The 13,485-nt window shown below is 70.0% G+C and carries 14 protein-coding genes and 1 tRNA gene; 6 read left to right on the top strand and 9 right to left on the bottom strand.

Annotated features, from left to right (window positions below):
• The gene (locus NFX31_RS06540; RefSeq protein WP_262957041.1) at positions 1-1,119 is read right to left on the bottom strand and encodes a DUF5938 domain-containing protein; all 1,119 of its coding nucleotides are present in this window, start codon (positions 1,117-1,119) and stop codon (positions 1-3) included.
• A 7-nt stretch (positions 1,120-1,126) separates the two neighbouring features.
• Positions 1,127-1,912 carry an SDR family NAD(P)-dependent oxidoreductase gene (locus tag NFX31_RS06535; RefSeq protein ID WP_045252408.1) on the bottom strand — a complete coding sequence of 262 codons (786 nt, stop codon included), beginning with the start codon at positions 1,910-1,912 and terminating at the stop codon, positions 1,127-1,129.
• Positions 1,913-2,080: 168 nt separating this feature from the next.
• On the opposite strand from NFX31_RS06535, the gene NFX31_RS06530 reads away from it, so the two are divergent.
• Complete coding sequence (locus NFX31_RS06530; protein WP_045252462.1) at positions 2,081-2,701, top strand: TetR/AcrR family transcriptional regulator; 621 nt, start codon at positions 2,081-2,083, stop codon at positions 2,699-2,701.
• Between the two features lie 18 nt (positions 2,702-2,719).
• Here the strand turns inward: NFX31_RS06530 and NFX31_RS06525 are convergent, their stop codons facing one another.
• From NFX31_RS06525 to NFX31_RS06500, 6 genes are all read right to left on the bottom strand, one after another.
• Entirely contained in the window at positions 2,720-3,901 is a 1,182-nt protein-coding gene (locus NFX31_RS06525) for a bifunctional 2-methylcitrate synthase/citrate synthase (protein WP_045252409.1), read from the bottom strand.
• A 31-nt stretch (positions 3,902-3,932) separates the two neighbouring features.
• Positions 3,933-4,844 carry a methylisocitrate lyase gene (prpB, locus tag NFX31_RS06520; protein WP_262957040.1) on the bottom strand — a complete coding sequence of 304 codons (912 nt, stop codon included), beginning with the start codon at positions 4,842-4,844 and terminating at the stop codon, positions 3,933-3,935.
• Positions 4,845-4,959: 115 nt separating this feature from the next.
• Positions 4,960-6,486, bottom strand: coding sequence for an MmgE/PrpD family protein (locus tag NFX31_RS06515; RefSeq protein ID WP_262957039.1), 1,527 nt, complete (start codon positions 6,484-6,486; stop codon positions 4,960-4,962).
• Positions 6,483-7,160, bottom strand: coding sequence for a GntR family transcriptional regulator (locus tag NFX31_RS06510; RefSeq protein WP_262957196.1), 678 nt, complete (start codon positions 7,158-7,160; stop codon positions 6,483-6,485). Before NFX31_RS06510 ends, NFX31_RS06515 begins: the two co-directional genes overlap by 4 nt.
• Before the next feature lie 189 nt (positions 7,161-7,349).
• Positions 7,350-8,291: a MerR family DNA-binding transcriptional regulator gene (locus tag NFX31_RS06505; RefSeq protein ID WP_262957038.1), complete on the bottom strand. Its 942-nt coding sequence runs from the start codon at positions 8,289-8,291 to the stop codon at positions 7,350-7,352.
• A gap of 267 nt (positions 8,292-8,558) precedes the next feature.
• Positions 8,559-8,632: transfer RNA gene (locus NFX31_RS06500), tRNA-Pro, on the bottom strand.
• Positions 8,633-8,752: 120 nt separating this feature from the next.
• Here NFX31_RS06500 and NFX31_RS06495 point away from each other — a divergent pair.
• The 4 genes from NFX31_RS06495 (at position 8,753) to NFX31_RS06480 (ending at position 11,915) form a co-directional block, all read left to right on the top strand.
• Positions 8,753-9,337 carry a GNAT family N-acetyltransferase gene (locus tag NFX31_RS06495; protein WP_262957037.1) on the top strand — a complete coding sequence of 195 codons (585 nt, stop codon included), beginning with the start codon at positions 8,753-8,755 and terminating at the stop codon, positions 9,335-9,337.
• Positions 9,338-9,395: 58 nt separating this feature from the next.
• On the top strand, positions 9,396-10,112 hold the full coding sequence (locus NFX31_RS06490; RefSeq protein ID WP_262957036.1) for a lysoplasmalogenase family protein: 717 nt from the start codon (positions 9,396-9,398) through the stop codon (positions 10,110-10,112).
• The gene (locus NFX31_RS06485) at positions 10,109-10,492 is read left to right on the top strand and encodes an RNA-binding S4 domain-containing protein (protein WP_045249739.1); all 384 of its coding nucleotides are present in this window, start codon (positions 10,109-10,111) and stop codon (positions 10,490-10,492) included. The genes NFX31_RS06490 and NFX31_RS06485 overlap by 4 nt, the downstream gene beginning before the upstream one ends.
• A 64-nt stretch (positions 10,493-10,556) precedes the next feature.
• Positions 10,557-11,915 carry an HNH endonuclease signature motif containing protein gene (locus tag NFX31_RS06480; RefSeq protein WP_045249738.1) on the top strand — a complete coding sequence of 453 codons (1,359 nt, stop codon included), beginning with the start codon at positions 10,557-10,559 and terminating at the stop codon, positions 11,913-11,915.
• Positions 11,916-11,953: 38 nt separating this feature from the next.
• On the opposite strand, the gene NFX31_RS06475 is transcribed toward NFX31_RS06480, so the two are convergent.
• Positions 11,954-12,931, bottom strand: a complete 978-nt coding sequence (locus NFX31_RS06475; protein ID WP_262957035.1) for an NUDIX domain-containing protein — start codon at positions 12,929-12,931, stop codon at positions 11,954-11,956.
• Between the two features lie 114 nt (positions 12,932-13,045).
• Between NFX31_RS06475 and NFX31_RS06470 the strand changes: the two genes are divergently transcribed.
• Complete coding sequence (locus NFX31_RS06470) at positions 13,046-13,480, top strand: GNAT family N-acetyltransferase (RefSeq protein WP_262957034.1); 435 nt, start codon at positions 13,046-13,048, stop codon at positions 13,478-13,480.
• Positions 13,481-13,485 lie beyond the last annotated feature (5 nt).

Raw genomic sequence — 13,485 nt, 5'->3', positions numbered from 1 at the left:
TCAGACGCGGGTGACCACGGGCTCCGCGACGAGGCCGAACGCCCGGAGCTGCCCGAGCAGCTCCCGGTGCCCGAACGCCTGGCACGCCGACGCGAAGCCGACGCGGAGCGGGGCCTGCTGGATCAGCGAGTAGGCGGCGTAGGCCTGCAGGAGCCCGGTCTGCTTGTAGTTGCTGTTGCCGTGGATGACCACGTGCGAGCGGCCGAGCGGGCCCGAGGCGTGCACCGAGTCGAGGGAACGGTTGATCCTCGGGTTCTCCCGCGGCGGCATGCCGGCCTGCACCGAGGCGGCCACCTCGGCGAGCGCGGCCTCCTGCGCCTCGGGGTCGAGCGGGCGGATCTGCTCCTCGAACATCTGCACCGTGAGAGCCACGTTCGCCATGACCTCGGGAGCGAAGACGCCGCCGATCGCCCGGACGTTGCTCACGCGCGGATCGTGCTGGAACCAGATCGGGTGCGACATCCCGCCCCACGGCACCGCCGTCGCGAGCTCGTGATAGCCGGGCACCGGCACCTGGAACGCGGAGGTGTGGTCCCACTCCACCAGACGGTTCTGCTCGAGGTAGAACCAGTCCGCCTTGAGGATCGTGAAGATCGTCTGCGTGGACGCGAAGGTCGGGAACCCCTTCCACAGCACCAGGATGTCGAGCGTGTCGTACCCGCCGGGCTCGAGCGCGATGTTCGCCGCGATCTCACTCGTCGTGTACATGTGCGCGACGCCGGGGGCGAGCAGCCTGCCCTTCTCGGCGAAGCCTGCGCCCCACCGGTCCCGGGCGGCCAGCACCCAGTCCTGCTCCCCCGTGGTGTCGAGGTAGTGCGCGCCGATGCGCAGCGCCGCCTCGACGACCGCGGGGCCGAACTTGATGAACGGACCTGCAGTGTTGCAGATGACCTGCGCCCCCTCGAACGCACTCGCCATCGCGTCCGCATCGTTGTCGACCGCGATGATCTCGTAGTCGGCGGTCTCGATGCCGGGGATGCGCTCCACGACCTCGCGCACCCGGTCTTCGTCGCGGCCGGCCGCGACGAAGGGCACGCCGAGCTCGCGCAGGTACTCGCAGATGAGCCGGCCGGTGTATCCGCTCACGCCGTAGACGACGACGGGCTTGTCGGTTGCCATGATCCCCTCACATCCCCATCGCGCCGTCGATGGACAGCGTCGCGCCGTTGACGAACACCGAGCGCTCGGAGAGCAGGAACGCCACGCCGTCGGCGATGTCGTCCTCGGTCGCGAGGCGTCCCGACGGGGTCAGCCCGACGACCGCGGTGACGGCGTCGTCCGCCGTCGGGAAGAGCCCGAGGCGCTCCATGTCGCCGGCGAGCTGCGCGCCCATCGCGTTGGGCACGAGGCCGGGGCACACCGTGTTCACCCGCACCCCGTAGCCGAGACGCCCGGATTCGGCGGCCGCGACCTTCGTGAGCCGCTCCACCGCGGACTTCGAGGCGGAGTAGGCGGCGATGCCGGGGAAGGCGATCGTGGCGGCGACCGAGGCGATGTTCACGATCGCACCGCCGGCACCCGCGGCGCCGCCCGGCCGCATCGCGCGGAACGCGTGCTTGACTCCGAGCGCGGTGCCGAGCACATTGACCTCGAGGACGCGCCGCATGTTGTCGGGATCGAGATCGACCAGCAGATCCGAGATCTCGATCCCCGCGTTGTTGACGAGTCCGTCGAGCCCGCCGAGATGCGCGACCGCGGCCGCCATCCCGTCCTGCCACGACGCGTCGTCGGTGACGTCGATCCGGACGAAGCCGGCCCCGAGCTCGTCGGCCGCTGCGCGCCCCGTCTGCTCGTCGACGTCCGCGAGCACGACCGCCCCGCCTCCGTCGACGATCCGCCGCGCTTCGCGCAGCCCCAGCCCCCTCGCCCCGCCGGTGACGACGACGCGCTTTCCTGCCAGATCCGTGGACATCGGTGTCCGCTCCTTTCGCCGGTGAAAGTGATGCGTACAGCAGAACAGAAACCTTGACAGTTGGCAAGGAAAATCTGGACACTTGTCATAAGCGCCGTGGCGGCACCCTTTCGGATCCCCAGACGCCGCTGCGGCGCGCTTAGAATCGGGATGCGCGAGGAGGCGAACATGAGCGGAGCAGGGACCAGGGCGGAACGCGCGAGCGTGGACAAGTTCGCCACGCGCCGCCGCGAGCTCGCCGACTCGGCTTTGGCGGCCATCGCCGAACAGGGGTACGCCCGGACCGGGATGCGCGACATCGCCGCGCACTCCGCGCTCTCGCACGGTGCGCTGCACTATTACTTCGAGGACAAGGACGACATCATCCGCCAGGCGATCTGGCAGTACAAGTCCGAGTGCGCGCGGCGGTACGACCCGATCGTCGAGACCGCGGTGAGCGCGAGCGAGCTCGTCGAACGCTTCTCCGCGGAGATGACCGCCACCCTGCGCGACGAGTCCGACATGCACCGGCTCTGGTACGACCTGCGAAACCAAGCCCTATTCGACGACGGCTTCCGCGAGACGATCGTCGCGATCGACGACCTCCTGCGCGACATGGTCTGGGCCGTCGTCACCCGCTATGCCGAGCTGCGCGACGCGTCACCCGTCGTCGACAGGGTCGAGGCCTACGCCCTCTTCGACGGGCTGTTCCTCAACTGCCTCATCGCGTATCTCCGCGGCGATCTCAGTGCGCTCGACCGCATCCGCGACAGCAGCGGCCGCCTGCTCGCCTCGGCGATCAGGAGCTGAGCGGCCGCCCGCCGCCGCTCAGTCCTTCTCCTCGGCGCGCTGCGCCGTGTCGATCTCGGCCGGATCGGAGACGTAGCCGTCGATGTGCCGCTCCGGCACGCCGTCGTAGGCGGACAGCGGGCGGATCAGCGCGTTGGACGCTGCCTGCTCCATGATGTGGGCGGTCCACCCGGTCACGCGCGCCGCGATGAACAGCGGGGTGAAGATCTCGGTCTCGAAGCCGAGCAGGTGATACGCCGGGCCGGACGGGTAGTCGAGGTTCGGGTAGATGCCCTTGCGCGCGACGAACTCGGACTCGAGGGTCGCATACAGCTCTGCCAGATCCGTCCGCCCCGAGTCGGCGATGAGCCGGTCCAGGGCCGCCTTCATGGTCGGAACCCGCGAATCGCCGCGCTTGTAGACCCGGTGGCCGAACCCCATGATCTTGCGCTTGTGGGCGAGCGCGTCGTCGAGCCAGGGCACGACCCGGTCGGCGGATCCGATCTCCTCGAAGATGTGCATCACGGCCTCGTTCGCGCCGCCGTGCAGCGGTCCCTTGAGCGCCCCGATCGCACCGACGACGGCGGAGTACAGGTCGGACGTGGTGGACGCGATCACGCGGGCCGTGAACGTGGAGGCGTTGAAGGAGTGCTCGGCGTAGAGCACCATCGAGATCCGGAAGACGTCCACGGCGGCGGCCGACGGCAGCACCCCGAACGTCATCCAGAGGAAGTTCGTGGAGTAGTCGAGATCGGCACGCGGCGGGATCGGCGCAAGACCCCAGCGGCGGCGCTGCACGGCGGCGACGATCGTCGGGATCTGGGCGAGCAGGTACACCGAGCGTCCGAAGTCGAGATCGCGGTCGGTCCAGCCGCCCGGGCGGTTCAGGCTCGCATCGAAGGTGCCGAGCTGGCTGACCGCGGTGCGCAGCACGTCCATCGGGTGCGCCTCGGCGGGGATGAGGTCGAGCAGCGCCACCGTACGCGGGTCGAGCGGGCGGAACGCGCGCTCCTGCGCCTCGAACGCCGCCAGCTGCTCGGGCGTGGGCAGCTCGCCGTGCCAGAGCAGATACGCGACCGCCTCGAAGGGCTGCGTCGCCGCCAGCTCCTGCACGGGGTAGCCGCGGTAGAGCAGGCTGTTCGTCTCGGGGTTGACCTTCGAGATCGCCGTCGTGTCGACGACGACGCCCGCGAGGCCCTTCTTGATGTCGGGGTCGCTCATGTCACTCCTTCGTGCGCGGTCTCCGAGAATCTCAGAGACCGAGCTCCTTGTCGATGGTGAAGTTGAAGACGTTCGTGTCGAAGTGGTTGTAGGACTCGTAGTCGATGAGGTCGTACAGATCCGACCGGTGCTGCATCTCGCCGAGCGTGGAGGTCAGGTGCCCCTCCGCGTTCAGGGTATCCAGCGCGCGCCCGGTGGCGCCCATCGCGATCCGGAGCATCGAGACCGGCCAGATCACGATGCTGACGCCCGCGTCCTTCAGCTGCTGCGTCGTGAACAGCTCGCTCTTGCCGAACTCGGTCATGTTGGCCAGGATCGGGACGTCGAGCTCGGAAGCCATCCGCTCGAACTCGGCGAGCGTGCGCATCGCCTCCGGGAAGATCGCGTCCGCCCCGGCGTCGACGAGGGCCTTGGCCCGGTCGACCGCGGCGTCCATGCCCTCCACGGCGCGGATGTCGGTGCGCGCCATGATGAGGAAGTTCGGATCCCGCCGGGCGTCGACCGCGGCGCGGATCCGCTTGGCCGCCGTCGACTCGTCCACCACGGCCTTGCCGTCGAGGTGACCGCAGCGTTTCGGGTTGATCTGGTCCTCGATGTGCGTGCCGGCCAGCCCCGCGTCCTCCAGGGTCTGGATCGTGCGGGCGACGTTCATCGGCTCGCCGAAGCCGGTGTCGGCATCGATGATCGCGGGAAGCTCGGTCATCCGGGCGATCTGCTGCCCGCGTCCCGCCACCTCGGTGAGCGTGGTCAGGCCGATGTCGGGCAGCCCCAGGTCCGCCGAGAGCACCGCCCCGGAGATGTAGACGCCGTCGAAGCCCTTGCGCTCGATCAGCCGGGCGCTCAGCGGGTTGAACGCCCCGGGGAAGCGCAGCAGCTCCCCCGCGGCGAGCCGCTCGCGCAGGATCCGCCGCTTCTCCGCTGCCGGAGTCGTGGAGTACAGCATCAGTTCACCCCCGAGTCACGCCGGGCCACGGAACACAACGCAGGAGATGCCGTCACGTTCCGCCCGGATCCAGCCGTCGACGGCAGGATCTCCTGCGTCGTGTCCAAGCGCCTCATCAGAACAGCCCCCGAGGGGCGGGCGCCGAGGCGAGGACGCCAGGAGCGGCCACGATCGACAGCTGTCCGACCTCCTCGGCCGTGAGCTCGGGCAGACGCTGCACGAGCTCGAGGAAGCGCTCGATCTCGGCCGGCTCGAGCACCGGCTCCGCCAGGATCCGGAACTTCCGGATGTAGTCCTCGCGGGCGAACGGGCGGGCGCCGAGGGGGTGCGCGTCGGCGACGGCGATCTCATCGGTCACGGTCTCGCCGTTCGTCAGGCGGATCTCGACGCGGCCGCCGAACGCCTTCTCGGCGGGGTCGATCGAGTGGTACCGGCGGGTCCACTCCTCGTCCTCCGCCGTGGTGATCTTGTGCCACAGCGCCACGGTGTCCTCGCGCTGCGCACGCTCGGGCGCGTAGGAGTCGACATGGTGCCAGGTGCCGTCCTGGAGCGCCACCGCGAAGATGTACGGGATCGAGTGATCCAGCGTCTCGCGCGAGGCCCGCGGGTCGTACTTCTGCGGATCGTTCGCCCCGGAGCCGATCACGTAGTGGGTGTGGTGGCTGGTGTGGATCACGATCGACTCGACGTTCGCCGGGTCGGCGAGTTCCGGGCGCTCGTGGTGCAGCTTGCGGGCGAGGTCGATCCACGCCTGCGCCTGATACTCCGCCGAGTGCTCCTTCGTGTACGTGTCGAGGATCGCGCGCTTGGCCTCGCCGTCGGCGGGCAGCGGGACGTCGTAGGAGGCGTCGGGACCGTCGAGCATCCAGGCGATCACCCCGTCCTCGCCCTCGTAGATCGGGCTCGGCGACGTCTCGCCGCGCATCGCCCGGTCGACGGCCTCGACCGCCATCTTCCCGGCGAACGCGGGGGCATGCGCCTTCCAGGTGGAGATCTCGCCCTTGCGGCTCTGACGGGTGGCGGTGGTGGTGTGCAGTGCCTGGCCCACCGCCTGATAGATCGTCTCGATGCTCAGGCCGAGCAGGGTGCCGATGCCGGCCGCAGCCGACGGGCCGAGGTGCGCGACGTGGTCGATCTTGTGCGCGTGCAGGCTGATCGCCTTGACCAGATCCACCTGGATCTCGTAGCCCGTCGCGATCCCGCGGACCAGTGCCCGCCCGTCCGCGCCGACGTGCTGCGCGACGGCGAGGATCGGCGGGATGTTGTCGCCGGGGTGCGAGTACTCCGCGGCGAGGAAGGTGTCGTGGTAGTCGAGCTCGCGCACCGCCACGCCGTTCGCCCATGCCGCCCACTCCGGGCTGGTGCGGCGCTCGAGCGCGCAGCCGAACACCGTGGATCCGGTCCCGTTGACGGAGACCGGGTGGTCGAGCGCCTGCTGCCGCGCGGCGCTGACAGGCGCGCGGGTGAGAGAGGCGGCGGCGACGGCGGCGTTGTCGATGACGCGGTTGATGATCATGTCGACGACGTCGGCGTCGACCTCGACCGGGTCGGCCGCGATCTCGGCGATGCGCCAGGCGAGCTGCCCCTCGCGGGCGAGCTGCTCGTCGCTGCGGTGCACGCGGAGGTGGTGGGTGACGGTCATGCTCCGGCCTTCTTTCCTTCGGTCGTGGAATGGGTGCCTGCGTCGCCGAGCGAGTCGAGGATGCTCGCCAGCGCGTTGTGCAGGTGGACGTGGGTGGCGTGCGCAGCGAGATCGCCGTCGCCGGAGGAGATCGCCTCGGCGATAAGACGGTGCTCGGCGGCGCTCGCGGCCAGGCGGTCGGGCTTGTCCTTGGCCATGCGGCGCACGCGCACGAGGTGGGTGCGCACGGTGCGCAGCGCCGCGGTGAGGTAGTCGTTGCCGACGGCTGCGTCGAGCGCCTCGTCGAAGCGGGCGATGAGCGCGTAGTAGCGCGCGCGGGACTCCTCATCGTCGAGAGAGCGGGCGGCTTCGGCGAAGCGGTCGGCGAGGGCGCCGAACTCCTCCCTGCCGGGTGCGGTGGCCGCGGCGCGTGCCGTGGTCTCCTCCAGTGCGCGGCGCAGCACGAACAGGTCGCGGATGTCGTCGGCGTCGATCGCCGCGACCACGGTCACCCGCGGCGACAGCTGCTCGACGAGCCCGTCCGCCGTCAGCCGGCGCAGCGCCTCACGCAGCGGCGTGCGGCTCACGCCGAGCCGCTCCGCCTGCTCCACCTCGCCGAGCACGGTGCCGGCGGGGAGGGATCCGGACTGGATCTCCTCGAGCAGCGCGCGATAGGCGAACTCCCCCGCGCGCATCCCTTCGGCGATGATGGTCACGAGGGTTATTGTATACACAAATCCCGGTCGGCGGCACGATACTGACGGAGATTTCGACTTACGTATACATTTGTCGCGCGGAGCGGCGGCCGAGGAGGTTCTACACGCCGCCTTCCAGGATCAGGTTGCGACCCGCGCCCTTGTCGCGGTCACACCGCCATGCGCGGCTCAGGTCGGGTTCTGCGTGAGCCAGTCCAGGACCTGCTGTGCGTGAGTGTTGGGCGGGAAGATCGGATAGAAGACATGCTCGATGCGCCCGTCCCGCACGATGAGGGTCAGCCGAGAATAGAGCCGCTCATGCCCGGGAGCGCGGAAGGTGGGCAGGTCCATGGCATCGGCGAGCTGAAAATGTTCGTCGGAGAGCATCTCGAACGGCAACCGGAGCCGATCCACGACTTCCGCTTGATATGCGGTCGCCTGACTGGAGAGCCCGTAGACCGCTTCCACGCCGACATCGCGCAATTCGTCGTGGTGGTCGCGGAAGTCGCAGGCCTCGGTGGTGCAGCCACGTGCGCCCGGGATCGAGTCCCAGCCCTCCGGCAGGTCTGAGCCCGGCCGTCCGGTGAGCGGGTAGAGATAGATCACGGTCCGTCCGGAACCGAGATCCCCCAGACGCACGACGCCTCCACCGCCTGCCGGCAAATCGATCGAGGGCATCCCGAGTCCGGGCAGGTGAGCCGCGGCTCCATCGTCCTGGGGCACGGGAAGACCTGCGGGCAGAGTCACATAGTCCGTCAACGGCTTCTCCTTCGTGAATGTGCGGGACGCGCTCTCCTCGAGACGTTCCACGAGGTGTGTCCGTCTGGTGTGAAGGATGGCGACGATCCGGTCGATCTCGGCGATGCTGTCGCGATACGCAGCGAGCGACGATACGCAATCGTCGCCATGCTCGTGGCCCAGCCCCAGACACTCGACGAACGGCGCCGCCTGCCGGGCGGAGATCCCGGTCGCCGCAAGCTCGCGGATCTCGATCACCACACGCAGGTGGCCCTCGTCGTAGTCGCGGTAGCCATTCGGCAGGCGGTGCGGCACGAGCAGCCCCAGGCTCTCGTAGTAGCGCACAGCCTTCGTCGTCACTCCGGCCAGCCGTGCCAACTCACCGATACGCATCCCGCTTCACCTCCCGATACGACGGTAAACCCTGCCCCACGGGGCAAAGTCAAGCGCCGCCTCGCACGGCGCGCGTGACGCCATGGGAGGCGCGCGGCGTTCAGAGCCGGTCGCAGCCGACGGCCTCCTAAGGCTGCTCAACACGCCATCGGTCGCACTGGCGATGACCGGATCAAGTCTCACCGGCGAAGGTTTGGCGCGGCTCGGAATCCGCCGCCGGGAACGACGAAGCCCCGGCGGATCCTGAGATCCGCCGGGGCTTTTCTGTCGGGCTGACAGGATTTGAACCTGCGACCCCTTGACCCCCAGTCAAGTGCGCTACCAAGCTGCGCCACAGCCCGTGGACGACCGCGCCGGAGCGCGGGCAACTCCCCCATCGTAGCCGACTCCCGGGGGCTCCGCGAACCGGTGCAGTCCCGGGCGCGGCGCGGATGTCGGCGGCCGCGCGTAGGGTCGACGGCATGACCACGATCACGACGAAGGCAGCGACGCCCACGGAGTGGGATGACGTGCAGCGGGCCCTCACCGGAGGAGGCGACGGCGCCTCCTGCCAGTGCGTCTGGCCGTTGCTGCGCAACAAGGACTGGAACGCCACGACCAAGGAGCAGCGCGTCGAGATCCTGCGCGACGAGATCACGAACGGTCCCCCGCCGGGCATCGTCGCGTACGTCGACGGCGAGGCCGCAGGCTGGATCCGCATCGGTCCGCGCCCCGCGCAGGCGCGTCTGGCGTACACGCGTGCGATCGCCGCAGCCACGCAGGAGCCGTTCGAGGACGGCAGCGTCTGGGCCGTCACCTGCTTCTCGGTGCGGCGCGACCATCGCGGCAAGGGGCTCAACGCGGCACTGCTCGCAGCCGCCGTCGACTACGCCCGCGGTGCGGGCGCGCGCCTCGTCGAGGGCTACCCGGTCGACACCGCCGCGGTGAAGGTGTCGTCGAACGACCTGTTCCACGGAGCACTGTCCACGTTCGTGGGCGCCGGCTTCTCGGTCGTCGGCGAACTGCGCTCAGGGCGCCCGCTGGTCGCTCTGGATCTCGCCTCCTGACCGGCGCGTGAATCCGAATCCGTCCGAGCGCAAGGCACCACGCTCCTACGATGGAGGGATGCAGAGCCGCACCCGACTTCGCGCCCTGTGGCCGTTCATCCCGTACTTGGCGATGTCACTGATCCACGTCGCCTCGAACGCGACGCACGGGCCGCTGACGACGCCGACGAAGGCGCTGCTGATGCCGCTGCTCGCACTGCCGGTGCTGCTGGCCTGGAAATCCCTCGCCCCGCGCGCGGCCGTGATGCTGCTGCTCGCGGCGCTGTTCTTCTCGTGGCTCGGCGACGAGGCCGGGCTGTTCTTCCCCTTCGCCCCGGAGCTGTCGCTGATGCTGGGGTTCTTCGGGCTCGCCCACCTCGCCTACATCGCGCTCTTCCTGCGTCATCTGCGCGTGCGACGCCTCCCGCTGTGGACCGTGGTCTTCGTGCTCTGGTGGCTGCTGATGATCATGGTGCTCGGGCCGCACACTGGGTCGCTGCTCGCGGCCGTCGGCGCCTACGGCGTCGTGCTCGCCGGAACCGCGGCGACGTCGGCGCGCTGCGGATCGATGATCGCGTGGGGCGGCGCCTTCTTCCTCTCCAGCGACACGATCCTCGCCTTCCGGCTGTTCCTCCCCGCCGCCATGCCGGACTGGACCAGCCCCGCGGTGATGGTCACCTACGCGATCGGCCAGGGTCTGATCGTGGCGGGCGCCCTCCGCGCTCTCCGCCACGGCAGGGACGCCGTCGACGCCCGGCGCCCCGCAGCCGACGACACTCGGGAGGCGATGGCATGAACGCCGAACCGTGGGCGAACGGGCCCGTCCGCATCGACAGCTGGCTGTGGGCGGTGCGCGTGTTCAAGACCCGCTCCGCGGCGACCACCGCCTGCCGCGCGGGACACGTGCGCCTCAACGGGGACCGTGTGAAGGCAGCGCAGACCGTGAAGATCGGCGACGAGCTGCGGATCCGGATCAGCGGCTTCGACCGCATCCTGATCGTGCGGCAGACGCTCGTGAAGCGCGTGGGCGCTCCGTTGGCCGCCGTCGCGGCCGAGGACCGCACGCCGCCACGCGACCCCGTCGCCGCGGCAGGCCTGCGGGACCGCGGGGCGGGTCGGCCGACCAAGCGGGAACGGCGCGACATCGATCGTCTCCGCGGCCGCGAATCTCCCTGACCACGGCTGGCGAGTTATCCACAGGGCATCCCACACTTTCGAACGCATGTTCTAAGCTTGCGGTATGCCACGACACACGCGCCCACCGGTCGCAGACCGCACCGTGCTGCTGGACGCGTGGGTGGCGAAGCGGGCCCGGATCGCCCGCCTCGAGGCGGAGGCAGCGGATCTGCTCGCCACACGAGCGGCGCTGTTCGATCAGGATGTCGCGGAACACCCCGTGCATCGAGACATGGCGCGCCGTTCGATGATCGCCGAGTACGCCGCAGCCGGTCACATCGGATCCGGCGCCGTGGAGAGCGCGTTCGCCGATGCCGAGGCACTGTCGATGCACTTCCCCGGTGTGCATGACGCGCTGCGGCGCGGAACGATCGCGGTGCAGCACGTACGGGCGATCCTGTCGGCATCCGATCCGGTCCGCGATGCGGTACGCAATCGGCGCATCGACGCGGCGGCGTTCGTGACCTACGAGCAGGCATGCCTCGCCGTAGCGGAGCGGGACTCCCCAACGCGCACCCGAGTGACCGCCCGGCAGATCGCCGCGGTCATCGCGGGAGGATCGCTGAGCGAGCGGCACCGCAGGGCCCTCGACGAACGCTGCGTGACCGTACGCCCCCTGGACGAGGGCATGGCTCTGCTCACGGCTGTGCTGCCCGAGGTGTATGCGGTCGCCATCAAGGACCGGCTGCGCCGTGTCGCCAAAGCGATCACCGGGACATCGCGGGACAGGGCTCCGGGTAAGGCCTCGGCATCGCCTTCCCCCGATGCGGCTTCCATGATCCCTGACGGCGCCGATCGCGAGGAACGGTCGGCCTCTGACGAGCTCTTCCCCGCAACAGGCGGTCGCACCGGAGCGCAGCTCGAGGCGGACGCGCTCGTCGACCTGCTTCTCGCCGCCGATCCCTCGGACGTGCTCGGCGCAGGCCCGGACTCGATCCGCGCCACGGTGCAGGTCACCGTTGCGGCGACAACGCTGACCGGCGAGGACGAGCGGCTCGCCGAGCTCGACGGGCACGGCCCGCTGCTTCCCGACATCGCCCGGGAATTCGCACGAACCGTTACCGGGTGGAACCGGTTGTTCCTGGACCCGGAGGGAGTCATCACCGCGGTCGACCGCTACACGCCGACGGAGGCGATGAAAAGACTCCTCCGGGCGCGGGACCAGCGCTGCCGGTTCCCCGGGTGCCCGATCCCCGTCACGCGATGCGAGATCGACCACAACCACGACTACGCGAAGGGCGGGCGGACCGAGCCATCGAACCTCGCGGACTTCTGTCCGAGCCACCATCCGCTCAAGCATCCGGATCTGCACGAGGTCCTGCGCTGGACGGCGCATCAGCTCCCCGACGGCGCCGTGCGCTGGACCAGCCCACTCGGCCGCAGCTATGACGACCACCCGCCGCGACGGGTCATGTTCACATGACCGCGCTCACCCGACGGGCTGAACGCCGGCCGACTTGCTCAGTTCCCGGCGGTCGGCACCGACGATTCCGCGACGGGCACCTGGTCGAGCTGATCGAGCAGCCACCGCACGGGGCGCACTTCGGCGGGGTCTCCGTCACCCGGCAGCGCCTCGATCCGTTCGGTCAGGCCGCGATCGCTCGTGACCGCGAACACCCGGTCCCCGGCCGCGACGTGCTCTGCCACGACCGCGACGATGCTGTCGTCGCCCGCCGCCGGCGCCCGGACGATCTCCACGGCGCACGCCACGTCGTCCCGATCCTCGGGATCGGCGACGTCCCTGGCCGCCCCCTCGGTGACCAGCACCACGCGCGGGTGCCAGCGCGTGGAGTCGAGGGCGACGCGCGACGCCTCGACCCCGCGCTGGGCCCAGACGTCGAGACGGTCGCGCAGTCTCGCGGTCGCGCCCGCGCGATCTTTCCACCAGCCGTCGGGAACGGATCCGACCACGTTCGCCGCATCGACCACCACGACGGGGCGTACGGTCAGCAGCGCACGCAGCTCGGGCCACGCCGACGCGAAACCGGGGTGGAGCGGCCGGGCGTCGACCTCGTCGACGGGCACCCACTCGAGCGCAAGGCTCTCGGGATCGCTGATCACCGGCTCGAACGGCACCACCACGTCGGCGACGACGGTCGTGTAGCTCCAGATGCCGAGATCCATCACGCTCTCGAACCGCGCCCGCACGGCGCCGTCGGGAACACCGGCCTCCTCCTGCGCCTCTCGGATCGCCCCCTCGCGCGCGGACTCGTCGGCGTGCTTCGCGCCGCCCGGGAGCGCCCAGGTCCCGCCGTGGTGGGACCAGGCGACCCGGTGCTGCAGCAGGACTCCGCGGTCGGGATCGTAGGCGAGCAGACCCGCCGCGCCGAACCGCCCCCAGTAGCGCTCTCCCGTCGGCGACACCACCCAGGCGTCACCCGAATCGAGCGGCCCGAACGGGCGCCGGGGTTCGCCGGGAGCGGGGGGAACGATCGTCACTCTTCCAGCCTTTCACACGCCGTCGAGCGGTGGCCGAGTGCGACGGCAAGTTGCAGACACGACGCCGACGGCTCGCGGCGGCCGGGCGCCCCGGCCCTTGCAAGAATGGTGCACATGAGCGCAGCCCAGGAATCCGACGCCTACGAACTCGACGACGACCCGACGCGGATCCAGGTCGACGCGGTGTGGGAGTGGCTCTCGACCGAGGCGTACTGGGGCCGGTGGCGCACCCGCGCCGACGTGGAAACGCAGATCGCGAACGCGTGGCGGATGGTCGGCGTGTACCGCACCGACACCGGCGCGCAGGTCGGTTTCGCCCGCGCCGTCTCGGATGGTGTCGGCTTCGCCTACCTCGCCGACGTCTACGTGCTCGACGAGCACCGCGGCCACGGTCTGGGCAAGCGCCTGATGCAGCTCATGATCGATGACGGTCCCGGTGCGGACATGCGCTGGACGCTGTTCACGAGCGATGCGCACGGCCTGTACCGGCAGTACGGGTTCACCGAACCCGATCGCACCGCGATGGTGCGCCCGGCCCGCATCGCCTGAGCGAC

Origin of the sequence: Microbacterium azadirachtae, from assembly GCF_025583665.1 — a bacterium.
Taxonomy (GTDB): domain Bacteria; phylum Actinomycetota; class Actinomycetes; order Actinomycetales; family Microbacteriaceae; genus Microbacterium; species Microbacterium azadirachtae.
The sequence above is the reverse complement of the archived record's forward strand: the minus strand, read 5'-3'. Positions and strand labels throughout refer to the sequence as shown.

What these genes read in the sequence shown, in the direction of transcription:
- NFX31_RS06540 (WP_262957041.1), bottom strand. Translation starts at nt 1,119, where the DNA reads ATGGCAACCGACAAGCCCGTCGTCGTCTACGGCGTGAGCGGATACACC.
- NFX31_RS06535 (WP_045252408.1), bottom strand. Translation starts at nt 1,912, where the DNA reads ATGTCCACGGATCTGGCAGGAAAGCGCGTCGTCGTCACCGGCGGGGCG.
- NFX31_RS06530 (WP_045252462.1), top strand. Translation starts at nt 2,081, where the DNA reads ATGAGCGGAGCAGGGACCAGGGCGGAACGCGCGAGCGTGGACAAGTTC.
- NFX31_RS06525 (WP_045252409.1), bottom strand. Translation starts at nt 3,901, where the DNA reads ATGAGCGACCCCGACATCAAGAAGGGCCTCGCGGGCGTCGTCGTCGAC.
- prpB (WP_262957040.1), bottom strand. Translation starts at nt 4,844, where the DNA reads ATGCTGTACTCCACGACTCCGGCAGCGGAGAAGCGGCGGATCCTGCGC.
- NFX31_RS06515 (WP_262957039.1), bottom strand. Translation starts at nt 6,486, where the DNA reads ATGACCGTCACCCACCACCTCCGCGTGCACCGCAGCGACGAGCAGCTC.
- NFX31_RS06510 (WP_262957196.1), bottom strand. Translation starts at nt 7,160, where the DNA reads ATGCGCGCGGGGGAGTTCGCCTATCGCGCGCTGCTCGAGGAGATCCAG.
- NFX31_RS06505 (WP_262957038.1), bottom strand. Translation starts at nt 8,291, where the DNA reads ATGCGTATCGGTGAGTTGGCACGGCTGGCCGGAGTGACGACGAAGGCT.
- NFX31_RS06495 (WP_262957037.1), top strand. Translation starts at nt 8,753, where the DNA reads ATGACCACGATCACGACGAAGGCAGCGACGCCCACGGAGTGGGATGAC.
- NFX31_RS06490 (WP_262957036.1), top strand. Translation starts at nt 9,396, where the DNA reads ATGCAGAGCCGCACCCGACTTCGCGCCCTGTGGCCGTTCATCCCGTAC.
- NFX31_RS06485 (WP_045249739.1), top strand. Translation starts at nt 10,109, where the DNA reads ATGAACGCCGAACCGTGGGCGAACGGGCCCGTCCGCATCGACAGCTGG.
- NFX31_RS06480 (WP_045249738.1), top strand. Translation starts at nt 10,557, where the DNA reads ATGCCACGACACACGCGCCCACCGGTCGCAGACCGCACCGTGCTGCTG.
- NFX31_RS06470 (WP_262957034.1), top strand. Translation starts at nt 13,046, where the DNA reads ATGAGCGCAGCCCAGGAATCCGACGCCTACGAACTCGACGACGACCCG.